This is a genomic window from Bradyrhizobium sp. 23AC, assembly GCF_054863025.1.
In genome coordinates this window covers 167,444-182,948 of the sequence record NZ_JAVAYN010000014.1, presented here as the reverse complement: position 1 = coordinate 182,948, position 15,505 = coordinate 167,444, and the positions used below count along the sequence as shown (strand labels likewise).

Genomic DNA, 15,505 nt, shown 5'->3' with positions numbered 1-15,505 from the left:
CGGAATTCGACGTAACCAGCCGCGAACCCACTGGAAATCGGGCATGACCGACCGCAAAAACGGCCTCACTTACGCCGATTCAGGCGTCGATATCGATGCGGGCAACCGCCTGGTCGACCTGATCAAGCCGATGGTGCGCGCCACCGCACGGCCGGGCGCCGACGCCGAGATCGGCGGTTTCGGCGGCCTGTTCGACCTCAAGGCGGCCGGTTTCAAGGACCCGGTCCTCGTGGCCGCGACCGACGGCGTCGGCACCAAGGTCAAGATCGCGATCGAGACCGGACTGCATGGCGGGATCGGCATCGACCTCGTCGCCATGAGTGTCAACGACCTCGTGGTGCAGGGCGCCGAGCCGCTGTTCTTCCTGGACTATTTCGCGTGCGGCAAGCTCGATCCGGAGGCGACGGCCTCGATCGTCGCAGGCGTCGCGGAGGGCTGCCGCGAATCCGGCTGCGCCCTGATCGGCGGTGAGACCGCCGAGATGCCCGGCCTGTACAAGGATGGCGATTACGATCTCGGCGGTTTTGCTGTCGGTGCTGCGGAGCGGGGCACGCTGCTGCCGCGCAAGGACATCGCCGCGGGCGACGCCGTGATTGGCCTCGCCTCGTCGGGGGTGCATTCCAACGGCTTCTCGCTGGTGCGCAAGATCGTGGAGCAATCGGGCCTCGGCTTCGAGGCGCCGGCGCCGTTCGCCCCGGTCATGACCCTTGGCGGCGCGCTGCTGACGCCGACGAAACTTTACGTCAAATCCTGCCTGCGCGCGATCCGCGAGACCGGTGCGGTGAAGGGCCTTGCCCACATCACCGGCGGCGGCTTCACCGACAACATTCCGCGCGTGCTGCCGAACAACCTCGGCGTCGGTATCGATCTGGCGCGTCTGCCGGTGCTGCCGGTGTTCAAATGGCTGGCGGCGCAGGCCGGCATCGCCGAGCTGGAGATGCTGCGCACCTTCAACTGCGGCATCGGCATGATCGCGATCGTCGAGCCCGACAAGGTCGACGAGGTCATGCAGGTCTTCACCGATGCCGGCGAGACCGTGGCGCAGCTCGGCACCGTGATTCCGGCCGAGGGCGAGCACCGCGTCGTCTACAACGGCCATCTCGACATGGCGCTGTGATGACTGGCGCTGTGATGAAGCGCCGCGTCGCCATCCTGATCTCCGGCCGCGGCTCCAACATGTCCGCGCTGATCAGGGCCGCTCAAGCCGCGGATTTTCCGGCGGAGATCTCGCTCGTCATCTCGAACAAGGCCGATGCGCTCGGTCTCGATCGGGCCAAGGCGAGCGGCGTGAACACGCTGGTGATCGAGAGCAAGCCGTTCGGCAAGGACCGCGCCGGATTCGAAAAGGTGCTGCAGGCGGCGCTCGACCAGCACGGCATCGAGCTGATTTGTCTCGGCGGCTTCATGCGCCTGTTCACGGCCGAGTTCACCAGGACCTGGTACGGGCGGATGCTCAACATCCATCCCTCGCTGCTGCCGTCCTTCCCCGGCCTCGACCCGCACGGCCAGGCCCTGCGCGCTGGCGTCAAGCTATCAGGCGCGACGGTGCACTTCGTCATCCCCGAGACCGACGCTGGTCCGATCGTGATGCAGGGCGCGGTTCCCGTCGGCGATCACGACACGGGAGATACGCTGTCCGAGCGCATCCTCGAGGTCGAGCACCGCATCTATCCCGAAGCGCTGCGGCTACTCGCCACCGGCAAGGTCCGGATCGAGGGCGACGTGTGCAAGACGGTGGGCAGCGCGGCGTCGGAGAATTTCCTGGTTGCGCCGGTGGTGAGCTGAAGCGCCGTCCTCGCGGCGGTCTTCACAAACAAAATCCCCCGGCAGAGCCGGGGGCAACGTCATGATCTCTCGCGCTTTGGCTTTGAGAGAATTCAGGAGACCTTGAGGTTCTCCGCGGATGCTTTGCCGCGGTTCTCCACGAGGTCGTATTCAACCACCTGGTTCTCGTTGAGGGTCGAGAGTCCGGCACGCTCGACGGCGGAGATGTGGACGAACACGTCCTTGTCGCTGCCGTTCGGCTTGATGAACCCATAGCCCTTGGTCGGGTTGAACCATTTGACGGTGCCCTTTTGCGGCATCCTCAGTCTCCTCCACTAGATATAAAAAAGACGCGGCCGCTTTTCGCGTGCCACGCCACAAACGGGCTTCCGGGAGTCTGTTCGAGTCTTGAATCTCAATGTCGCGAAACGCACAGCAGAGCGGCCAATTCCGATTGTGTCCAACATTGCAACATGAAAATCGCCCGTTAGCAAGCTGCGCGTAAATTTCAAGGGCGGGCGGATTGTGCCGTTCTGCAATTTCCGACCTGTGGCCGCGGAACCACAATCGGGGGCAATAGCCCCTGTCTCAGCACTGCAACCGATTGACGCTCCGTGGCAGTTCAGCACAAATCGCCGCGTGCGGCCGCGCGTCGTGTTGTATTTTTGCGCGCCGCGCTTTGCTTTGGGATGAGTCGTCATGTGCTGCACCGCGCAGCCCTCCAGGACACGGCAGACGATCGGGCTGGACCGCGTCCGCAGGGTCGCGGCAGCGATCGCGACGGCGTTTGCGATCGTCGTGATGATGTCGGCCACGTCACCAGTCTTCGCGCAAAGCCCGACGCCTACGCCGACCCCGACGCCCACGCCGTCGCCCACCCCGATCCCGTCCCCGTCGGCCGGCAACGCCGCGCTCGATCTCGGCTCGAATTTCCTGGAGCGGCTCGGCAACCGGGCATCGAACGGTTTCGACCGGGCGTTCCGGACCAATCCCGGCGGCGGCGGCGCGTCGGCCAGCACCGAAGACCCGCGCTACCGCACCTGGTTCGAGGGCTACGGCATCTCGGTCCGGACCGATGCGCAAGGCGACTTCGTCGGCGACCGGCGCAAGACGGTTGGCGGCGTCGCGGGCTTCGGCGCGCGCGTGGCCCCGGGCGTCAATCTCGGCTTCTCGGTCGACCAGAGCCATACCGACATCGACGTGCCGCTGGCGCTGCAATCGGCCACGCTCGACCTGACGCAAATCGGCTTCAACGGCTCGGTCGACAAGGGGCCATGGACCTGGGCCTTTGCCGTGGTGCACGGCTTCGGCAAGGTCCGTTCCAGCCGCGACACCGGCCTTGGCCTTGCGACCGCGGGCTACCGCGCCGCGGTCGACGGCGCGCTGACCGAGATCAGCTTTTACTGGACCAAGGACCAAATACGCATCGTACCCAAGGGCGCGCTGGAATATGTGCGCGCCACCAGTGCGGCGTTCCAGGAGGCCGGCGGCCTCGATCCGCTCAACGTTGGTTCGACGGCGCTCTCACGCGCACGCATCATGATCGGGGCCGAGATCGGCCGCTACTTCATCATCGACCAGAAGATCCTGGACCTGTCGGCCTACGGCAAGTTCGTCGACAATTTCCACCAGGACCTGGGATCCGTCCAGGTCAGCCTCGGCGCCCAGAACATCGTCGTGCCCGGCATCGGCGAGAGCCGTTACGGCATGGATGCCGGTGCTTCGGCTTCGCTGAGCCTGACGAGCGTGGCGCGGCTTTACGTCAATTACGACGGCAAGTTCCGCAATGAGCTGACCTCGCATCAAGGCACGGTCGGCTTCGAATATCGCTGGTAGGCGCAGCCTCCTAGGTCGGCGTCGCCGCGACATATCCCGTCAATCCAAAACCCTCGCGCGCCGCCGTCATCATCGGCACCAGCGCGTTCGGATGGATGAACTCGTCGCGGAAGCAGGGATGGGTCTTGGGATCAAAGATCTTCTTCAGCCAATCGACCACGATCTTGTGCCGCTCGGAGGTGCGGAATTCCCGGTGATAGGTGAGCCAGAGATCGGCGTGGTGGCTGACGCCGAGATCGACGGCGATCAGCGGCGCGCCAAGCGCGATCGAGACCGTCGGCAGGAAGCCGATGCCGGCGCCGCGCTCGACGGCGTAGAGCACGCCGACCGAGGAATTGGTCTTGATCCCGACGATGCCTTCGAGCGACTTCAGTCCGAGCACGCGCGCGTAGGCGCCGTCGTCGACCTGCGGCGCGCTCTGCTTGATGATGCGGTGGTTCTTCAGGTCGGCCAGGGTCGTCGGCACGCCGTAGAGATTTTCGTACTCCTTGGAGACGAAGGGATAGATGTGCAGACGGCCGAGCTTGGCGACGATCAGATCCGGATTGGTCGGCGGCTCGAGCTGGATCGCGATGTCCGATTCAAGCCGTGCGACGTCGGCCTGCTCCATCGCACAGCGCAGATCGACGGTGATCTTGCGGTAGGTCTTCTGGAAGTCGATCAGTCGCGGCAGGATCCAGAAATTGCCGGGGCCTTCCGTCACCGCGACGCGTACGGTGCCTGAGGTGTCGTTCGACGACCGCGAGGCGCGCCGGAAGACGTTGAAGGCATGACGCTCCATATGCGCAACGTCGGCGATCATCGCGGTGCCTTCATCGCTGAGCGTGAGCCCACTCTGGTCGCGCAGGAACAGCTTGCAGCCGATGCTCTCTTCGAGCCGGTCGATCCGGCGCATCAGCGTCGTGGAGGTGAGCCCGAGCTCCTCGGCGGCATTGCGAAAACTTTTATATTTTGCGCACGCTAAAAACAGTTTCAAATCGTCCCAGGACGCGCCCAGGGCTTCTTCACGGTGCTGCATCATAGCAGCACCCCGGTGCAATAACTGCTGCATACTCCTGATCCCCAGCCGCTAAGCTCATTGGCATAGCGGGCACGAAAGCTCCGGACGATAGAGGCGCGATATGGCTATGGAAAGAGGCTCGTTTGCCGCAAGGCATGATTTCGATGCCTTGCCGCTGAGCCCGGATGTGGATGTCCGCTGCGCGCAATTTTCCGAAATTGCCGCGCTTTCGCAGATGGCGCAACGGCTGGTGCCGGGCGTGCGGATCGGGACAGCCGAGCTTGCGCATTACTTCACGTTCGATCCCCAGAGCATCCTGACGTTCCGCCGGAAGGGCGATCTCGTCGGCGGCATGGCTTTCCTGTTTCTCAATGACCGCGGGCACGATGCGCTGCTGCTCGACGAGATCTGCCTCACCGCGCCCGAGACGCGCTATCTCGCTTCCGCGAACGAAGAGGTCGCTGCCATCTACATCTGGGCGATCGCGGCGACGGGACGCGGTATCGCCGGTCTCGGCAAGGCTGCAGCACATTTGCGACAGCTAAGGTTTCGCAGCGCCGATTGCTATGCGCAGCCGTCAACGGTGGCCGGACGCGATATCATGATGGCGACCGGCTTTGCGCCGGTCCCGAGCTTCCAGCCCGACCTCTGGTGCTACGAGCGGCCCTGGCATCGGCAGCCGATGCGGATGCCAGGCGCGATCATCCAAGCAAGGAGTTTTGCAGATGCACGGTACTAGGATTCCTGTCGCCAAGCCCTGTTCCCGCGCCATCACCATCCGCCTTGCGCGCGATCCAAGCGATCTCATGCTGGTCACCGCCATTCGCTCGGCGGTCTATCTCGCCGAGCAGGATTGTCCGTTCGAGGAGGAGTTCGACGGCAACGACATGGTCGCGGCCCATTTCATCGGCTTCGTCGGCAACGAGCCCGCAGGCTGCCTGCGGGTGCGCTTCTTCGGCGATTTCGCCAAGGTGGAGCGGCTCGCGGTGCGTCACCAATACCGGCGCTCGCGCGTCTCGTTTAAGCTGGTGCAGGCCAGCGTCGACTATGTGAAGCGCAAGGGCTTTCGCAAGATCTACGGCCAGGCACAGGACAGGCTGGTCGATTTCTGGGCCCATTTCGGCGCCAAGCCGCTCGGCCACAATCGCAAGGTCACGTTCTCGGATTTTTCCTACACGGAAATGCTGCTGGAAATCGAGCCGGGCCCGGACGCGATCACGCTGGACAGCGATCCCTACGTGATCATCCGACCCGAAGGCGATTGGGACCGGCCGGGCGTGCTCGACGCCTCGGCGGGGCGGGCGGTGACCTCACCGCTGCGGGATCTCGCGCTCGCCGACCGTTGAAATTGGTGCAGCTCTGCGCAAGACAATGCTGGCTTCCATCAACGATGATCCGCCGATCCTGGTCTGCGCGGATCTCCAGGTCGAATATCTGACCCCTGGGCGCCGCCACGTCGTCCTCGACGGCGACGCCGTCACTGCGCGCTGCCTGGAACTCCTGACCTTGTGGCGGGGCAATCTCTGGCCGGTGATGCATCTGAAGCGGATCGCGCAGGCGGCGTGGTTCAATCCGGCATCGAGGCTGACCGATTGGATCGCGGAGACCAAGCCGCGGCCGGGAGAGATGACGTTCGACCATCCGCTGCCGTCGGCCTACAGCTCGTCGCGGTTTGTGGACTACATGTCCAATATCCGGACTGTGCGCTGCATTCTGATCGGTTTTTCCCTAGACGAGACCATCCTGGCCACCGCTGCCGAAGGGTTTCACCGCAGCCATCGCTACCAAATCGTCGCTGACGCCGTGGCTTGCCGGCAGCCGGGTACGGGCGATGCCGCCGCCTATAAGCATGCGGTAGTGAATGTCATCGGGAATTTTGCTACAATCCAGTCCAGCGCCGAACTGATCAGAACCAGCGGCGCCGTTGCGGTGTAGGCGGCCGCAACCGGCGGATGGGGTGAGAGATTGTCACGGGGAGACGAGCTCAAGGAGCTGGCGAGCGATCTGTCGCGTGCGGCCGAGAGGGCGCGCGGGCTTGGTTTGCCGACGACGGTCTATCTGCTCTCGATGGCGCTGGTGGAGGTGAGGGAAGCCGCTGCCGGCACTGACGACGGGCATGACGACGACGCGGCATGAGAGCTGCTCCACGTGTTGCTTCGCCATGAGCGGATTTGTCACGTGCGGCAATGTCACGTGCAGCTTTTTCGCGTGCATCTTTGTGCATCGCTGCTGAGCGCTTGCTGCCGACGAATTGGCGTTGCAAGTTCTGCGCTGTCGCAATAGCCAAGGTACTTGATCATCGAGTGATGACGCCGGCTATGCCTGCGACGTGACGCTTTCAAGGATCTCCGCAAATGTCCATGCTGCCCAATTCGCAAGAGGCCCGGGATGTAGCCTATCAGCTCCATCCCTACACCAACGCGCGCACCCATCAGCAGGCGGGTCCCCTGGTGATCGAGCGCGGCGAGGGCCCTTACGTCTTCGATGCGTCGGGCAAGCGCTATTTCGAGGCGATGGCCGGCCTGTGGAGCGTCGGGCTCGGCTTCAACGAGAAGCGACTGGTCGAGGCTGCGCACAAGCAGATGCAGGCGCTGCCGTTCTATCACACGTTCTCCGCCAAATCGCACGGGCCCTCGATCGACCTTGCCGAGAAGCTGGTCGCGCTCGCGCCTGTGCCCATGAGCAAGGTGTTCTTCACCAATTCCGGCTCGGAAGCCAACGACACCGTCCTCAAGCTGATCGCCTATCGCTCCAACGCGCTCGGCCAGCCCCAGCGCAAGAAGGTGATCAGCCGGATGCGCGCCTATCACGGCGTCACCATTGCCTCGGCGAGCCTCACGGGCCTGCCGAACAACCACCGCTCGTTCGACCTTCCCCTGCCGAACATCCTGCACACGGGTTCGCCGCATTTCTACAAGGACGGCGCGCCCGGCGAGACCGAGGAAGCCTTTGCGACCCGCCGGGCGGAGGAGCTCGACGCCCTGATCCAGAAGGAAGGGCCCGATACGATCGCGGCGTTTTTCGGCGAGCCGGTGATGGGAGCGGGGGGCGTCATCGTGCCGCCGGCGACCTATTGGGACAAGATCCAGGCGGTCTTGAAGAAGTACGACATCCTGCTGGTCGCCGACGAGGTGATCTGCGGCTTTGGCCGCACCGGCAAGATGTTCGGCTGCGAGACCTACGGCATCAAGCCTGATGTGCTCGTGGTCTCCAAGCAGATCACCTCGAGCTATTTCCCGTTCTCGGCGATCATCATGAACGACCGCATGTTCGAGCCGATCGCGGACGAGAGCAACAAGATCGGCGTGCTCGGCCACGGCTTCACCGCGGGCGGCCATCCGGTCGGCTCGGCGATCGCGCTGGAAAACCTCAAGATCATCGAGGAGCGCGGCCTGGTCGCACATGCCGCCGAGCTCGGCGGCTACATGCAGGGCCGCTTACGCGAGCTCACCAGCCATCCGCTGGTTGGCGAGGTCCGCGGCGTCGGCATGATCGCGGCGATCGAACTCGTGCTCGACAAGGGGCGCAAGACGGCAGCGGCGACGCCCGGCGCCGTCGGCGGCATCGCCAGCCGCATGCTCCAGGAGCGCGGCGTGATCTCGCGCAACATGCTTGACGCCATCGCCATCTGCCCGCCGCTGATCGTCACCAAAGCGCAGATCGACGATCTGGTCACCGCGATCGCCGGCGTGCTGAACGACATGAAGGCGGAAGTGGCGAAGCTGACGCCGGCGTAAGGGTCGAGTGTGTCAGTGTGGCCGGAGCAGCCGGCCACATCCACCGGTGTCGTCCTGGCGAAAGCCAGGACCCATACCGCGTGATCTATCTGTGGAGTTGGTAGAAGTACCGGACGGCGAGTCTTCGCCAAACGCCTCCCCGGGGTAATGGGTCCTGGCTTTCGCCAGGACGACATTGGGGAAGCTACGCCCGCTGAACCCCGATCACGCGGCCTTTCTCGACCGCCAGCGCCAGCTCGCCGCGCTTGAGCTTCAAGGCAGCGTCGCCGAACAGCTCGCGGCGCCAGCCGCGCAGTGCCGGCACGTCGGCTTCGTCGTCGGCCGCGATCTCCTCGAGATCGTCGACGGTCGCGATCACCTTGCTGGCGACCGCATGCTTCTCGGCGGTCATGCGCAGCAACACCTTCAACAGCTCGACGATGGCGGCGCCATTGTTGTTGTTGCGCGGCTTCTCCAGCTTCGGCAGCGTCGCAAAATCCCGCGCCAGCCCGCGCTCGACCGCGGCGACGATGTCCGCGCCCCATTTGGACTTCTCGAACCCCTTCGGCACCGAGCGCAGATGGGCGAGCTTCTCCAGCGTGTTCGGCGCGTGGGTCGCGATATCGCTGATGGCCTCGTCGCGCAGCACGCGGCCGCGCGGCACGTCGCGGCTCTGCGCCTCCTGCTCGCGCCAGGCCGCGACCTCCATCAGCACCGCGAGATCCTTCGGCTTGCGCACGCGCGTCTTCAGCCGCTCCCAGGCGCGCTCGGGGTGGAAATCGTAGGTCCGGGGGGAGGTCAGGACCTCCATCTCGATGGAGACCCATTCGCTGCGCCGGCGCTTCTTGAGGTCGGCATCGAGCGCTGCGAACACGTCGCGCAAATGCGTGACGTCGGACACGGCGTAATGCATCTGCTCCTTGGTCAGCGGCCGGCGCGACCAGTCGGTGAAGCGGTGGGTCTTGTCGGGGCGGTGGCCGGTGACTTTCTCGACCAGCGCGTCGTAGGCGATGCTGTCGCCGTATCCCAGCACCATCGCGGCAACCTGGGTGTCGAACACCGGATGCGGGATGATGTTGGCCTGGTGCCAGATGATCTCGATGTCCTGACGGGCGGCGTGGAAGACCTTCAGCACGGCCTCGTTGGCCATCAGCTCGAAGAACGGCTTGAGGTCGATCCCCTCGGCCAGGGTATCGACGACAACGGCTTCCTCGGCGCTGGCCATCTGCACCACGCACAGTAGCGGGTAGTAGGTGGTCTCGCGCAGGAACTCGGTATCGACGGTAATGACGGGGTGCTTGGCCAGCCGGCTGCAGGCAGCCGCGAGGTCAGCGGTGGTGGTAATCAAATCCATGAACGGCCCATGACACTTGATATCAGCCGTTCTGCCGAAAGTGCTGTGATGTCAAGGGGCTCGATGCGAATTCGAGCCTTGCATTTGGGCCGGAATCGCGATTCTCCGACGAAAATCCTATTCGTAGCGGATCCGGTGCGAGGATTTGCGGGCGCAGGGCAACGCCACCACGACCACGCACATGGCGACCAATGCCAGTCCCAGGAACTCGAAAACCAACAAATCCACGGCAAAATCCCCCGACAGAACCGTTAGACTTGTCGGGGGGGCGTTGAGGGTTTGTTAATTCCAATGGTTACCGGCGGTGCGCGGCGGCGGGATGGTGGACGGGGGGTTAATGAAGCGATGTTGCCGGGAGAGGCCCGGCGAAGGGCTGGGCCGGCGCGTCGACCTATTGAAATTTCACGGATTTTGAATCGGGCCATTTGCTGAAGCCGCGCTCGGGATCAGCCTTGGGACGCACGACATAGTCAATCACCCGTTGCCGTCATCAGCTTTGGCAAGGCTGCGGCAAGGGTGTCCACGGCGGCGCGGACCTTGGGGGGCAGTCGGGGCGAGCGGGGCCACAGCGCGTGGCAGTCATAGAGGAATTCAGGCTGGCCACGGAGGAGACCGACCAGCGCGCCGGAGTTCAGGCGCTCGCGAACCAGCCAATAGGGTAGCCAGGCGAGCCCCATGCCTTGCGCCGCGGCATCGGCGATGGCCTCCAGATCGTCGAGCCTCAGCCTGCCGGTTGGCATGATCTCGCGCGGAGGCTGGCCTGCTTGCGGAAACAGCCACGGCCGAACGCGCCCGCGGCGGCGATAGATGATCGCCTGATGCGCGGAGAGATCGTCAATCGATTTCGGCTTGCCGTTGGTGCGCAAATACGTGCGGGCGCCGCACACCACCATGCGCTGGCTTGCGATGCGCCGCGCGATCAGGCCGGATTGATCATCGAGATCGCCGGTCCGGATCGCAAGATCGTAGCCGGCCTCGATGATGTCAGCGATCGGATCGCCGAAGGAGAGGTCGAGCTCGAGATGCGGATACTTTCGCGCGAGCTTCATCAACAGAGGGGCGATGCAGTGCCGTCCGAGCAAGGAAGGCATGGTCACGCGCAGCTTTCCATGCGGCTCGGAACGCTCGTCGGCAACTACGGCGTCGGCGGCTTCGGCCTCGCTGAGCACCGCGCGGCAGCGCTCGTAATAGGCCTGGCCAGCCTCTGTCGGGCTCTGTCGCCGTGTGGTGCGGTTGAGGAGGCGGACGCCGAGGCGCTCTTCGAGGAAGCGCACATGCTTGCCGACCATCGGCCCCGACATCTCCAGGGCGTCGGCCGCAGCCGCGAACGAGCCGAGGTCGACAGCCCGGACGAACACGGCCATGCTGGTCAGGCGGTCCATGATTGAAAACTCCTGGTTTCGACTGTTCGCTTACTTTGCCGATTTATCCACTTCCTTGGGATCGGCATAGCTCCATTCAGTTCAACTGTTTTGGAGTGGATCCATGGCCCGCGTCGTTCGCTTTCACCGCCATGGCGGTCCCGAAGTGCTGGGTATCGAGACCGTCAACGTTCCGCCGCCGGCGAAGGGCGAGGTTCAGATTCGGATCAGGGCGCTCGGCCTCAACCGTGCGGAAGCCCTGTTGCGGTCGGGGTCCTATATCGAGACCGCCCAATTTCCGTCCGGTCTTGGTCTCGAGGCGGCGGGTCTTGTCGAGGCTGTCGGCGAAGGCGTGGCCGGCTTTGCGCCGGGCGATGCCGTCAGTATCGTGCCGCCGACATCCATGGTGCGATGGCCGGCTTATGCGGAGCTCGCAACTTTTCCGGCCGAACTCGTCGTAAAGCATCCACCCGATCTAAGCTTCGAGACAGCGGCAGCGCTATGGATGCAGTATCTGACGGCCTACGGCGCGCTGGTTGACATCGCCGGACTCTTGCTAGGGGACGTGGTCGCCATCACGGCGGCATCGAGCAGTGTCGGGCTTGCAGCAATCCAGATCGCGAACCGGATCGGGGCTGTCCCGGTCGCCCTGACCCGGACCTCGACCAAGCGGCGGGCCTTGCTCGATGTCGGTGCCGCTCACGTCGTGGCCTCAGACGAGGAGGATATCGCAGCGCGGCTGGCGGAGATCGCCGGTTCAAACGGCGTCCGTGTAGTGCTTGATGCCGTCGGCGGTCCGGCGTTCGAGCCGCTGACTGCGGCGATGGCGCCGGGCGGCATCCTGATCGAATATGGCGGGCTGAGCCCTGAGCCGACGCCGTTCCCACTCTTCAACGTCTTGACCAAGAGCCTGGTCCTGCGCGGCTACCTCGTGCACGAGATCGTCCGCGATCCGACGCGACTTGGGCAGGCCAAGGCTTTCATCCTCGATGGGGTGGCGGACGACACGTTGAAGCCGATCATCGCGCGAACGTTCAAGTTCGAGGATATTGTCGAGGCGCATCGCTTCCTGGAGTCGAACACGCAGTTCGGCAAGATTGTCGTGACGATCTGAGGTCGCGCCTTTCGAGGTGTAGTTTCGTAGGGTGGGCAAAGCGAAGCGTGCCCACCATCGCTCAATAGATAGAAAGGTGGGCACGGCGCTGTGCGCCTTTGCCCACCCTACGAGATCGCGTTCGTGGCTCGCAGGATGGATTACGCCCGCGACGGCGTTTCACGCGGTCGCGGGCTAATCCACCCTATAAGGCAGCCTTACGGCAGCTTCAACGACGTCTCTGCATTGTACGGCTTCAGCGTCTCGTCAGCGGCCTTCTGGGCGGCGGCGAGGGCTTCCTTCGGCTGCTTCTTGCCGTTGAGGACCAGCATCACCTCGTCCTCGAGATTCTTGCGCACCGGCACAGTCTTGTAGGTCGCGAACCAGGGCTTTGCGACGTCGAGCTGCTCGACGGCGGTCTTGGCGTCGGGGTTCTTGTTCAGGAAGTCGACCATCTCTGATGTCTTGTAGGCGGCCATGTTGGGCGCGAAATAGCCGGTGGCGCGGCTCCACCAGCCGCTCTTCTCGGGCGAGGTCATCCACTTGATCAGCGTCCAGGCGGCCTTCTGCTTGTCGGCCTCGAGGCCGGCCGGAACGATCAGCGAGGCGCCGCCGATCGGCACGGCGTTGCGGACGTTGCGCGGGATGAAGGCGACCTTGTAGGCGAATTTGGCGTTGTCGCGCACGTAAGTGAGCGAGCCCGTCGACAGCATCATCATCGCAGCATTGCCTGAGATGAAGGAGGTGCTGACGGCAGGGCCGGGCGTGGCGCCTGGCGCATGGACCTTGTGCTTGTAGACAAGGTCATTCCACCAGGTCAGCGCCCCTAACATTGAGGGCGTGTCGTAATAGACCTCGCCGCCGAACTCCTCGTTGTAGTAACGCCCGCCATTGCTCATGGTCAGCGTTTCCATCATCCAGCCGCAATAGTCGTAGGCGCAGGGGATCGCGACGCCCCATTGGGTCACCTTGTCGCCCTCGCGCTTGGTGAGCTTCTTGGCCCAGTCGGTGAGCTCGGCCCAGGTCTGCGGCGGCTTGCTCGGATCGAGGCCGGCTTCCTTGGCCTTGTCGGCGTTGATGTAGAGCAGCGGCGTCGAATTGTGGAACGGGACGCCGTAGACCGAGCGGTTGATCACCGCGTTGCCCTGCAGCGCGGGGAAGAACTGGCCGAGGAACTGCTCCTTGGTGGTGCCGTCAGCCTTGATCAGGGCATCGAGATTGGTGAGCTCGTTCTCGATCTGCATGTCGAGCAGGAAGTTGGCCGACATGATCACGGCGGACGGCGGCTTGCCGGCCTTGATCGCGGCGCGCGTCTTGATCAGCGTGTCGTCATAGGAGCCGGTGTAGACCGCGGTTGCCTTGACGTCCGGATGGGTCTCGTTGAACTCCTTGATCAAGGTGCCCATGTCGCGAGCGAGCTTGCCGTCGACGGGGACGGGGAAAAACAGATCGATCTCGGTCGGGCCTTCGCCGGCGAGAGCCGGAAAAGCGAGGGCGCCTGCCATGGTACCTGCGATGGCGAGACCCAGCATGAGCCTGCGGGAGAACAGCATCGAAAAATCTCCTATTTGATGCCTGAGGTGACGAAAGAGCTGATGAAGCGCTTCTGGAAGATCAGGAAAGTGATGAGCAGCGGCGCGATCACCATCAGCGTGCCGGCGGCGATGGTGCCCCACGCCTGCGTGCCTTCGGCGGTCTTGGTGAAGACCGAGAGCCCCACCGTGAGCGGCCGCTTGTCCGGCGAGTTGATCACCATCAGCGGCCACAGGAAGTCGTTCCAGTGGCTGGTGACGGAGATGATGGCGAAGGCCGAGAAGCTCGGCATCGATAGCGGCACGTAGATGTGACGGATGCGCTGGAACAGGCTGGCGCCATCGATCAGGGCTGCGTCTTCCAGCTCGGTCGGAATGGCTTCGAACGCCTGGCGCATCAGGAAGGTGCCGAAGGCGGAGGCGAAGAACGGCATCATCACGCCGGTGAGCGTGTCGTAGAGGCCGAGTTGCGCCACCAGCGACAGGTTCGGTACGATCAGCAGCACCGGCACCAGCATCAGCTGCATCAGGAACAGATAGAAGATCAGCGTCTTGCCGACGAAGGTGAGGCGCGCAAAGGCAAAGCCCGCCAGCGTGATCGTGGCGAACTGCACCAGCAAAATGCCGGCGCAGATGATCGTGGTGTTGAGCGTGTAGCGCGGGAAATCGCCGATCTCCCAGGCATCCCTGACATTGTCGAGCGTCGGCTTCAGGCTCGGCATCAGCTCGGCCATGGCATTGATGCCGTCGGAGGCCGGGCGCAGCGTCGCCACCACCATCCACAGGAACGGGATGAGCCAGACGATCGCGAGCAGCACGGTCAGCAGGAAGCCGAGCTTGGGCGTGATCTCGCCGCGGGTGGCGAGCGGGGCGTCCTTGTAGAGCCGGTCGATCAGCTTCATGGCCCGCCCTCGCGGTTCGCCATGGTGCGGAAGGAGAGGGCGGTGAGGCCCATCAGTGCGGCGAGCGTCAGCAGCGTCGCGGCCGAGGCCTTGCCGACGTCGTAATGCTCGACCGCCTGCTGATAGATGTAGAACAACACGAGATTGGTCGAGTTCGACGGTCCGCCCTGGGTCATGACGAAGACGTGGTCGACCTGTGTCACCGCGTTGAGCGTGGCGATCACGATGACGAACAGGAAGGTGGGCTTGAGCTCGGGCAGGATAATGTGGCGCAGACGCATGTACGGCCCGGCGCCGTCGAGATGTGCGGCCTCCATCACGTCTTCGGGCACGGCTTGAAGGCCGGCGAGGAAGAACAGCATGTAATAGCCCGCGTTCTTCCAGATCGTGATGACCATGATCGCATAGAGCGCGATGTCGGGGTCGCCCAGCCAGTTCGGCAGCACCGGAAGCAGGCGGCCGATATAGTAGTCGAGCAGGCCGACATTGGGCAGGAAGATGAACATGAACAGCGCGGAGGCCGCGACCATCGGAATCAGCACCGGCAGGAACAGCGCGGCCCGCAGCGCGCTGCTGACGGCGTTGGTGCGCGACAGCGCCAACGCGAACAGCAGCGCGAGGCCGATGCTGGGGACCGCCGTGCCGACCGCATAGACGAGATTGTTGACGACCGCGCCGGAGAAGGCGGGGTCGGCCAGCACCGCTGCGATGTTGTCGAGGCCGACGAAGCGGACCGGCGCCTTCGGTGTGGCGCGTTGGTAGAGTGCATCGATGAATACGCGGCCCATCGCGCCATAGGTGAACAGCGCGAGGAAGACCAGCGAGGGCAGCAACAGGAGATAGGCGGGCAGCGAAGCTTTGAAGCGCGTGCCGAGGCGCTTCAAGACGTCCAGGCGCGGCGCCGCCGAGGTCGCGACCGGAAGAGCCGCGGGTTCGGCGAGGCTCAT

Annotated in this window: 16 protein-coding genes; 9 read left to right on the top strand and 7 right to left on the bottom strand. The window is 64.1% G+C overall.

Annotation, left to right across the window (positions count from 1 at the left end; translation table 11 throughout):
- Positions 1 to 43: 43 nt before the first annotated feature.
- Both purM and purN read left to right on the top strand, forming a co-directional pair.
- Positions 44 to 1,117, top strand: coding sequence for a phosphoribosylformylglycinamidine cyclo-ligase (purM, locus tag RAD10_RS28130; RefSeq protein WP_028144986.1), 1,074 nt, complete (start codon positions 44 to 46; stop codon positions 1,115 to 1,117).
- A gap of 14 nt (positions 1,118 to 1,131) precedes the next feature.
- Positions 1,132 to 1,785, top strand: coding sequence for a phosphoribosylglycinamide formyltransferase (gene purN / locus RAD10_RS28125; RefSeq protein ID WP_461620078.1), 654 nt, complete (start codon positions 1,132 to 1,134; stop codon positions 1,783 to 1,785).
- A gap of 92 nt (positions 1,786 to 1,877) precedes the next feature.
- On the opposite strand, the gene RAD10_RS28120 is transcribed toward purN, so the two are convergent.
- Positions 1,878 to 2,084 carry a cold-shock protein gene (locus RAD10_RS28120; RefSeq protein WP_007591938.1) on the bottom strand — a complete coding sequence of 69 codons (207 nt, stop codon included), beginning with the start codon at positions 2,082 to 2,084 and terminating at the stop codon, positions 1,878 to 1,880.
- A gap of 379 nt (positions 2,085 to 2,463) precedes the next feature.
- Between RAD10_RS28120 and RAD10_RS28115 the strand changes: the two genes are divergently transcribed.
- Positions 2,464 to 3,600, top strand: coding sequence for an autotransporter outer membrane beta-barrel domain-containing protein (locus RAD10_RS28115; protein ID WP_461620040.1), 1,137 nt, complete (start codon positions 2,464 to 2,466; stop codon positions 3,598 to 3,600).
- A 10-nt stretch (positions 3,601 to 3,610) separates the two neighbouring features.
- On the opposite strand, the gene RAD10_RS28110 is transcribed toward RAD10_RS28115, so the two are convergent.
- Positions 3,611 to 4,651 (bottom strand): LysR family transcriptional regulator, encoded by a 1,041-nt coding sequence (locus tag RAD10_RS28110; RefSeq protein WP_461620039.1) that lies wholly within the window; start codon positions 4,649 to 4,651, stop codon positions 3,611 to 3,613.
- Positions 4,652 to 4,721: 70 nt separating this feature from the next.
- Between RAD10_RS28110 and RAD10_RS28105 the strand changes: the two genes are divergently transcribed.
- The 5 genes from RAD10_RS28105 (at position 4,722) to RAD10_RS28085 (ending at position 8,337) form a co-directional block, all read left to right on the top strand.
- Positions 4,722 to 5,339, top strand: coding sequence for a hypothetical protein (locus RAD10_RS28105; protein ID WP_461620038.1), 618 nt, complete (start codon positions 4,722 to 4,724; stop codon positions 5,337 to 5,339).
- Entirely contained in the window at positions 5,326 to 5,946 is a 621-nt protein-coding gene (locus RAD10_RS28100; protein ID WP_028144981.1) for a GNAT family N-acetyltransferase, read from the top strand. The genes RAD10_RS28105 and RAD10_RS28100 overlap by 14 nt, the downstream gene beginning before the upstream one ends.
- Positions 5,947 to 5,971: 25 nt before the next feature.
- Positions 5,972 to 6,535: an isochorismatase family protein gene (locus RAD10_RS28095; protein WP_461620037.1), complete on the top strand. Its 564-nt coding sequence runs from the start codon at positions 5,972 to 5,974 to the stop codon at positions 6,533 to 6,535.
- 30 nt (positions 6,536 to 6,565) lie between these two features.
- Complete coding sequence (locus RAD10_RS28090; protein ID WP_162832232.1) at positions 6,566 to 6,736, top strand: hypothetical protein; 171 nt, start codon at positions 6,566 to 6,568, stop codon at positions 6,734 to 6,736.
- Positions 6,737 to 6,954: 218 nt separating this feature from the next.
- Positions 6,955 to 8,337 carry an aspartate aminotransferase family protein gene (locus RAD10_RS28085; protein ID WP_461620036.1) on the top strand — a complete coding sequence of 461 codons (1,383 nt, stop codon included), beginning with the start codon at positions 6,955 to 6,957 and terminating at the stop codon, positions 8,335 to 8,337.
- A gap of 184 nt (positions 8,338 to 8,521) precedes the next feature.
- On the opposite strand, the gene rnd is transcribed toward RAD10_RS28085, so the two are convergent.
- Together rnd and RAD10_RS28075 are read right to left on the bottom strand one after the other, a co-directional pair.
- Positions 8,522 to 9,670 (bottom strand): ribonuclease D, encoded by a 1,149-nt coding sequence (gene rnd, locus RAD10_RS28080; RefSeq protein ID WP_461620035.1) that lies wholly within the window; start codon positions 9,668 to 9,670, stop codon positions 8,522 to 8,524.
- A 470-nt stretch (positions 9,671 to 10,140) separates the two neighbouring features.
- Complete coding sequence (locus RAD10_RS28075) at positions 10,141 to 11,052, bottom strand: LysR family transcriptional regulator (protein ID WP_461620034.1); 912 nt, start codon at positions 11,050 to 11,052, stop codon at positions 10,141 to 10,143.
- A gap of 103 nt (positions 11,053 to 11,155) precedes the next feature.
- Between RAD10_RS28075 and RAD10_RS28070 the strand changes: the two genes are divergently transcribed.
- A complete protein-coding gene (locus RAD10_RS28070; RefSeq protein ID WP_461620033.1) occupies positions 11,156 to 12,145 on the top strand; it encodes a zinc-dependent alcohol dehydrogenase family protein in 990 nt (329 codons plus the stop codon).
- Positions 12,146 to 12,342: 197 nt separating this feature from the next.
- On the opposite strand, the gene RAD10_RS28065 is transcribed toward RAD10_RS28070, so the two are convergent.
- The 3 genes from RAD10_RS28065 to RAD10_RS28055 are packed head-to-tail and all read right to left on the bottom strand — an operon-like array spanning position 12,343 to position 15,505.
- Entirely contained in the window at positions 12,343 to 13,677 is a 1,335-nt protein-coding gene (locus RAD10_RS28065) for an ABC transporter substrate-binding protein (RefSeq protein ID WP_461620032.1), read from the bottom strand.
- Positions 13,678 to 13,688: 11 nt separating this feature from the next.
- Complete coding sequence (locus RAD10_RS28060) at positions 13,689 to 14,558, bottom strand: carbohydrate ABC transporter permease (RefSeq protein WP_461620031.1); 870 nt, start codon at positions 14,556 to 14,558, stop codon at positions 13,689 to 13,691.
- Positions 14,555 to 15,505 carry a carbohydrate ABC transporter permease gene (locus RAD10_RS28055; RefSeq protein WP_461620030.1) on the bottom strand — a complete coding sequence of 317 codons (951 nt, stop codon included), beginning with the start codon at positions 15,503 to 15,505 and terminating at the stop codon, positions 14,555 to 14,557. Before RAD10_RS28055 ends, RAD10_RS28060 begins: the two co-directional genes overlap by 4 nt.

Excerpts from the sequence above, each read along its gene's own strand:
- RAD10_RS28060 (WP_461620031.1), bottom strand. The coding sequence starts at position 14,558 with ATGAAGCTGATCGACCGGCTCTACAAGGACGCCCCGCTCGCCACCCGC.
- RAD10_RS28100 (WP_028144981.1), top strand. The coding sequence starts at position 5,326 with ATGCACGGTACTAGGATTCCTGTCGCCAAGCCCTGTTCCCGCGCCATC.
- RAD10_RS28085 (WP_461620036.1), top strand. The coding sequence starts at position 6,955 with ATGTCCATGCTGCCCAATTCGCAAGAGGCCCGGGATGTAGCCTATCAG.
- RAD10_RS28095 (WP_461620037.1), top strand. The coding sequence starts at position 5,972 with ATGCTGGCTTCCATCAACGATGATCCGCCGATCCTGGTCTGCGCGGAT.
- purM (WP_028144986.1), top strand. The coding sequence starts at position 44 with ATGACCGACCGCAAAAACGGCCTCACTTACGCCGATTCAGGCGTCGAT.
- RAD10_RS28120 (WP_007591938.1), bottom strand. The coding sequence starts at position 2,084 with ATGCCGCAAAAGGGCACCGTCAAATGGTTCAACCCGACCAAGGGCTAT.
- RAD10_RS28110 (WP_461620039.1), bottom strand. The coding sequence starts at position 4,651 with ATGCAGCAGTTATTGCACCGGGGTGCTGCTATGATGCAGCACCGTGAA.
- RAD10_RS28075 (WP_461620034.1), bottom strand. The coding sequence starts at position 11,052 with ATGGACCGCCTGACCAGCATGGCCGTGTTCGTCCGGGCTGTCGACCTC.
- RAD10_RS28065 (WP_461620032.1), bottom strand. The coding sequence starts at position 13,677 with ATGCTGTTCTCCCGCAGGCTCATGCTGGGTCTCGCCATCGCAGGTACC.
- rnd (WP_461620035.1), bottom strand. The coding sequence starts at position 9,670 with ATGGATTTGATTACCACCACCGCTGACCTCGCGGCTGCCTGCAGCCGG.
- RAD10_RS28105 (WP_461620038.1), top strand. The coding sequence starts at position 4,722 with ATGGCTATGGAAAGAGGCTCGTTTGCCGCAAGGCATGATTTCGATGCC.
- purN (WP_461620078.1), top strand. The coding sequence starts at position 1,132 with ATGAAGCGCCGCGTCGCCATCCTGATCTCCGGCCGCGGCTCCAACATG.
- RAD10_RS28070 (WP_461620033.1), top strand. The coding sequence starts at position 11,156 with ATGGCCCGCGTCGTTCGCTTTCACCGCCATGGCGGTCCCGAAGTGCTG.
- RAD10_RS28115 (WP_461620040.1), top strand. The coding sequence starts at position 2,464 with ATGTGCTGCACCGCGCAGCCCTCCAGGACACGGCAGACGATCGGGCTG.
- RAD10_RS28055 (WP_461620030.1), bottom strand. The coding sequence starts at position 15,505 with ATGAGCCTCGCCGAACCCGCGGCTCTTCCGGTCGCGACCTCGGCGGCG.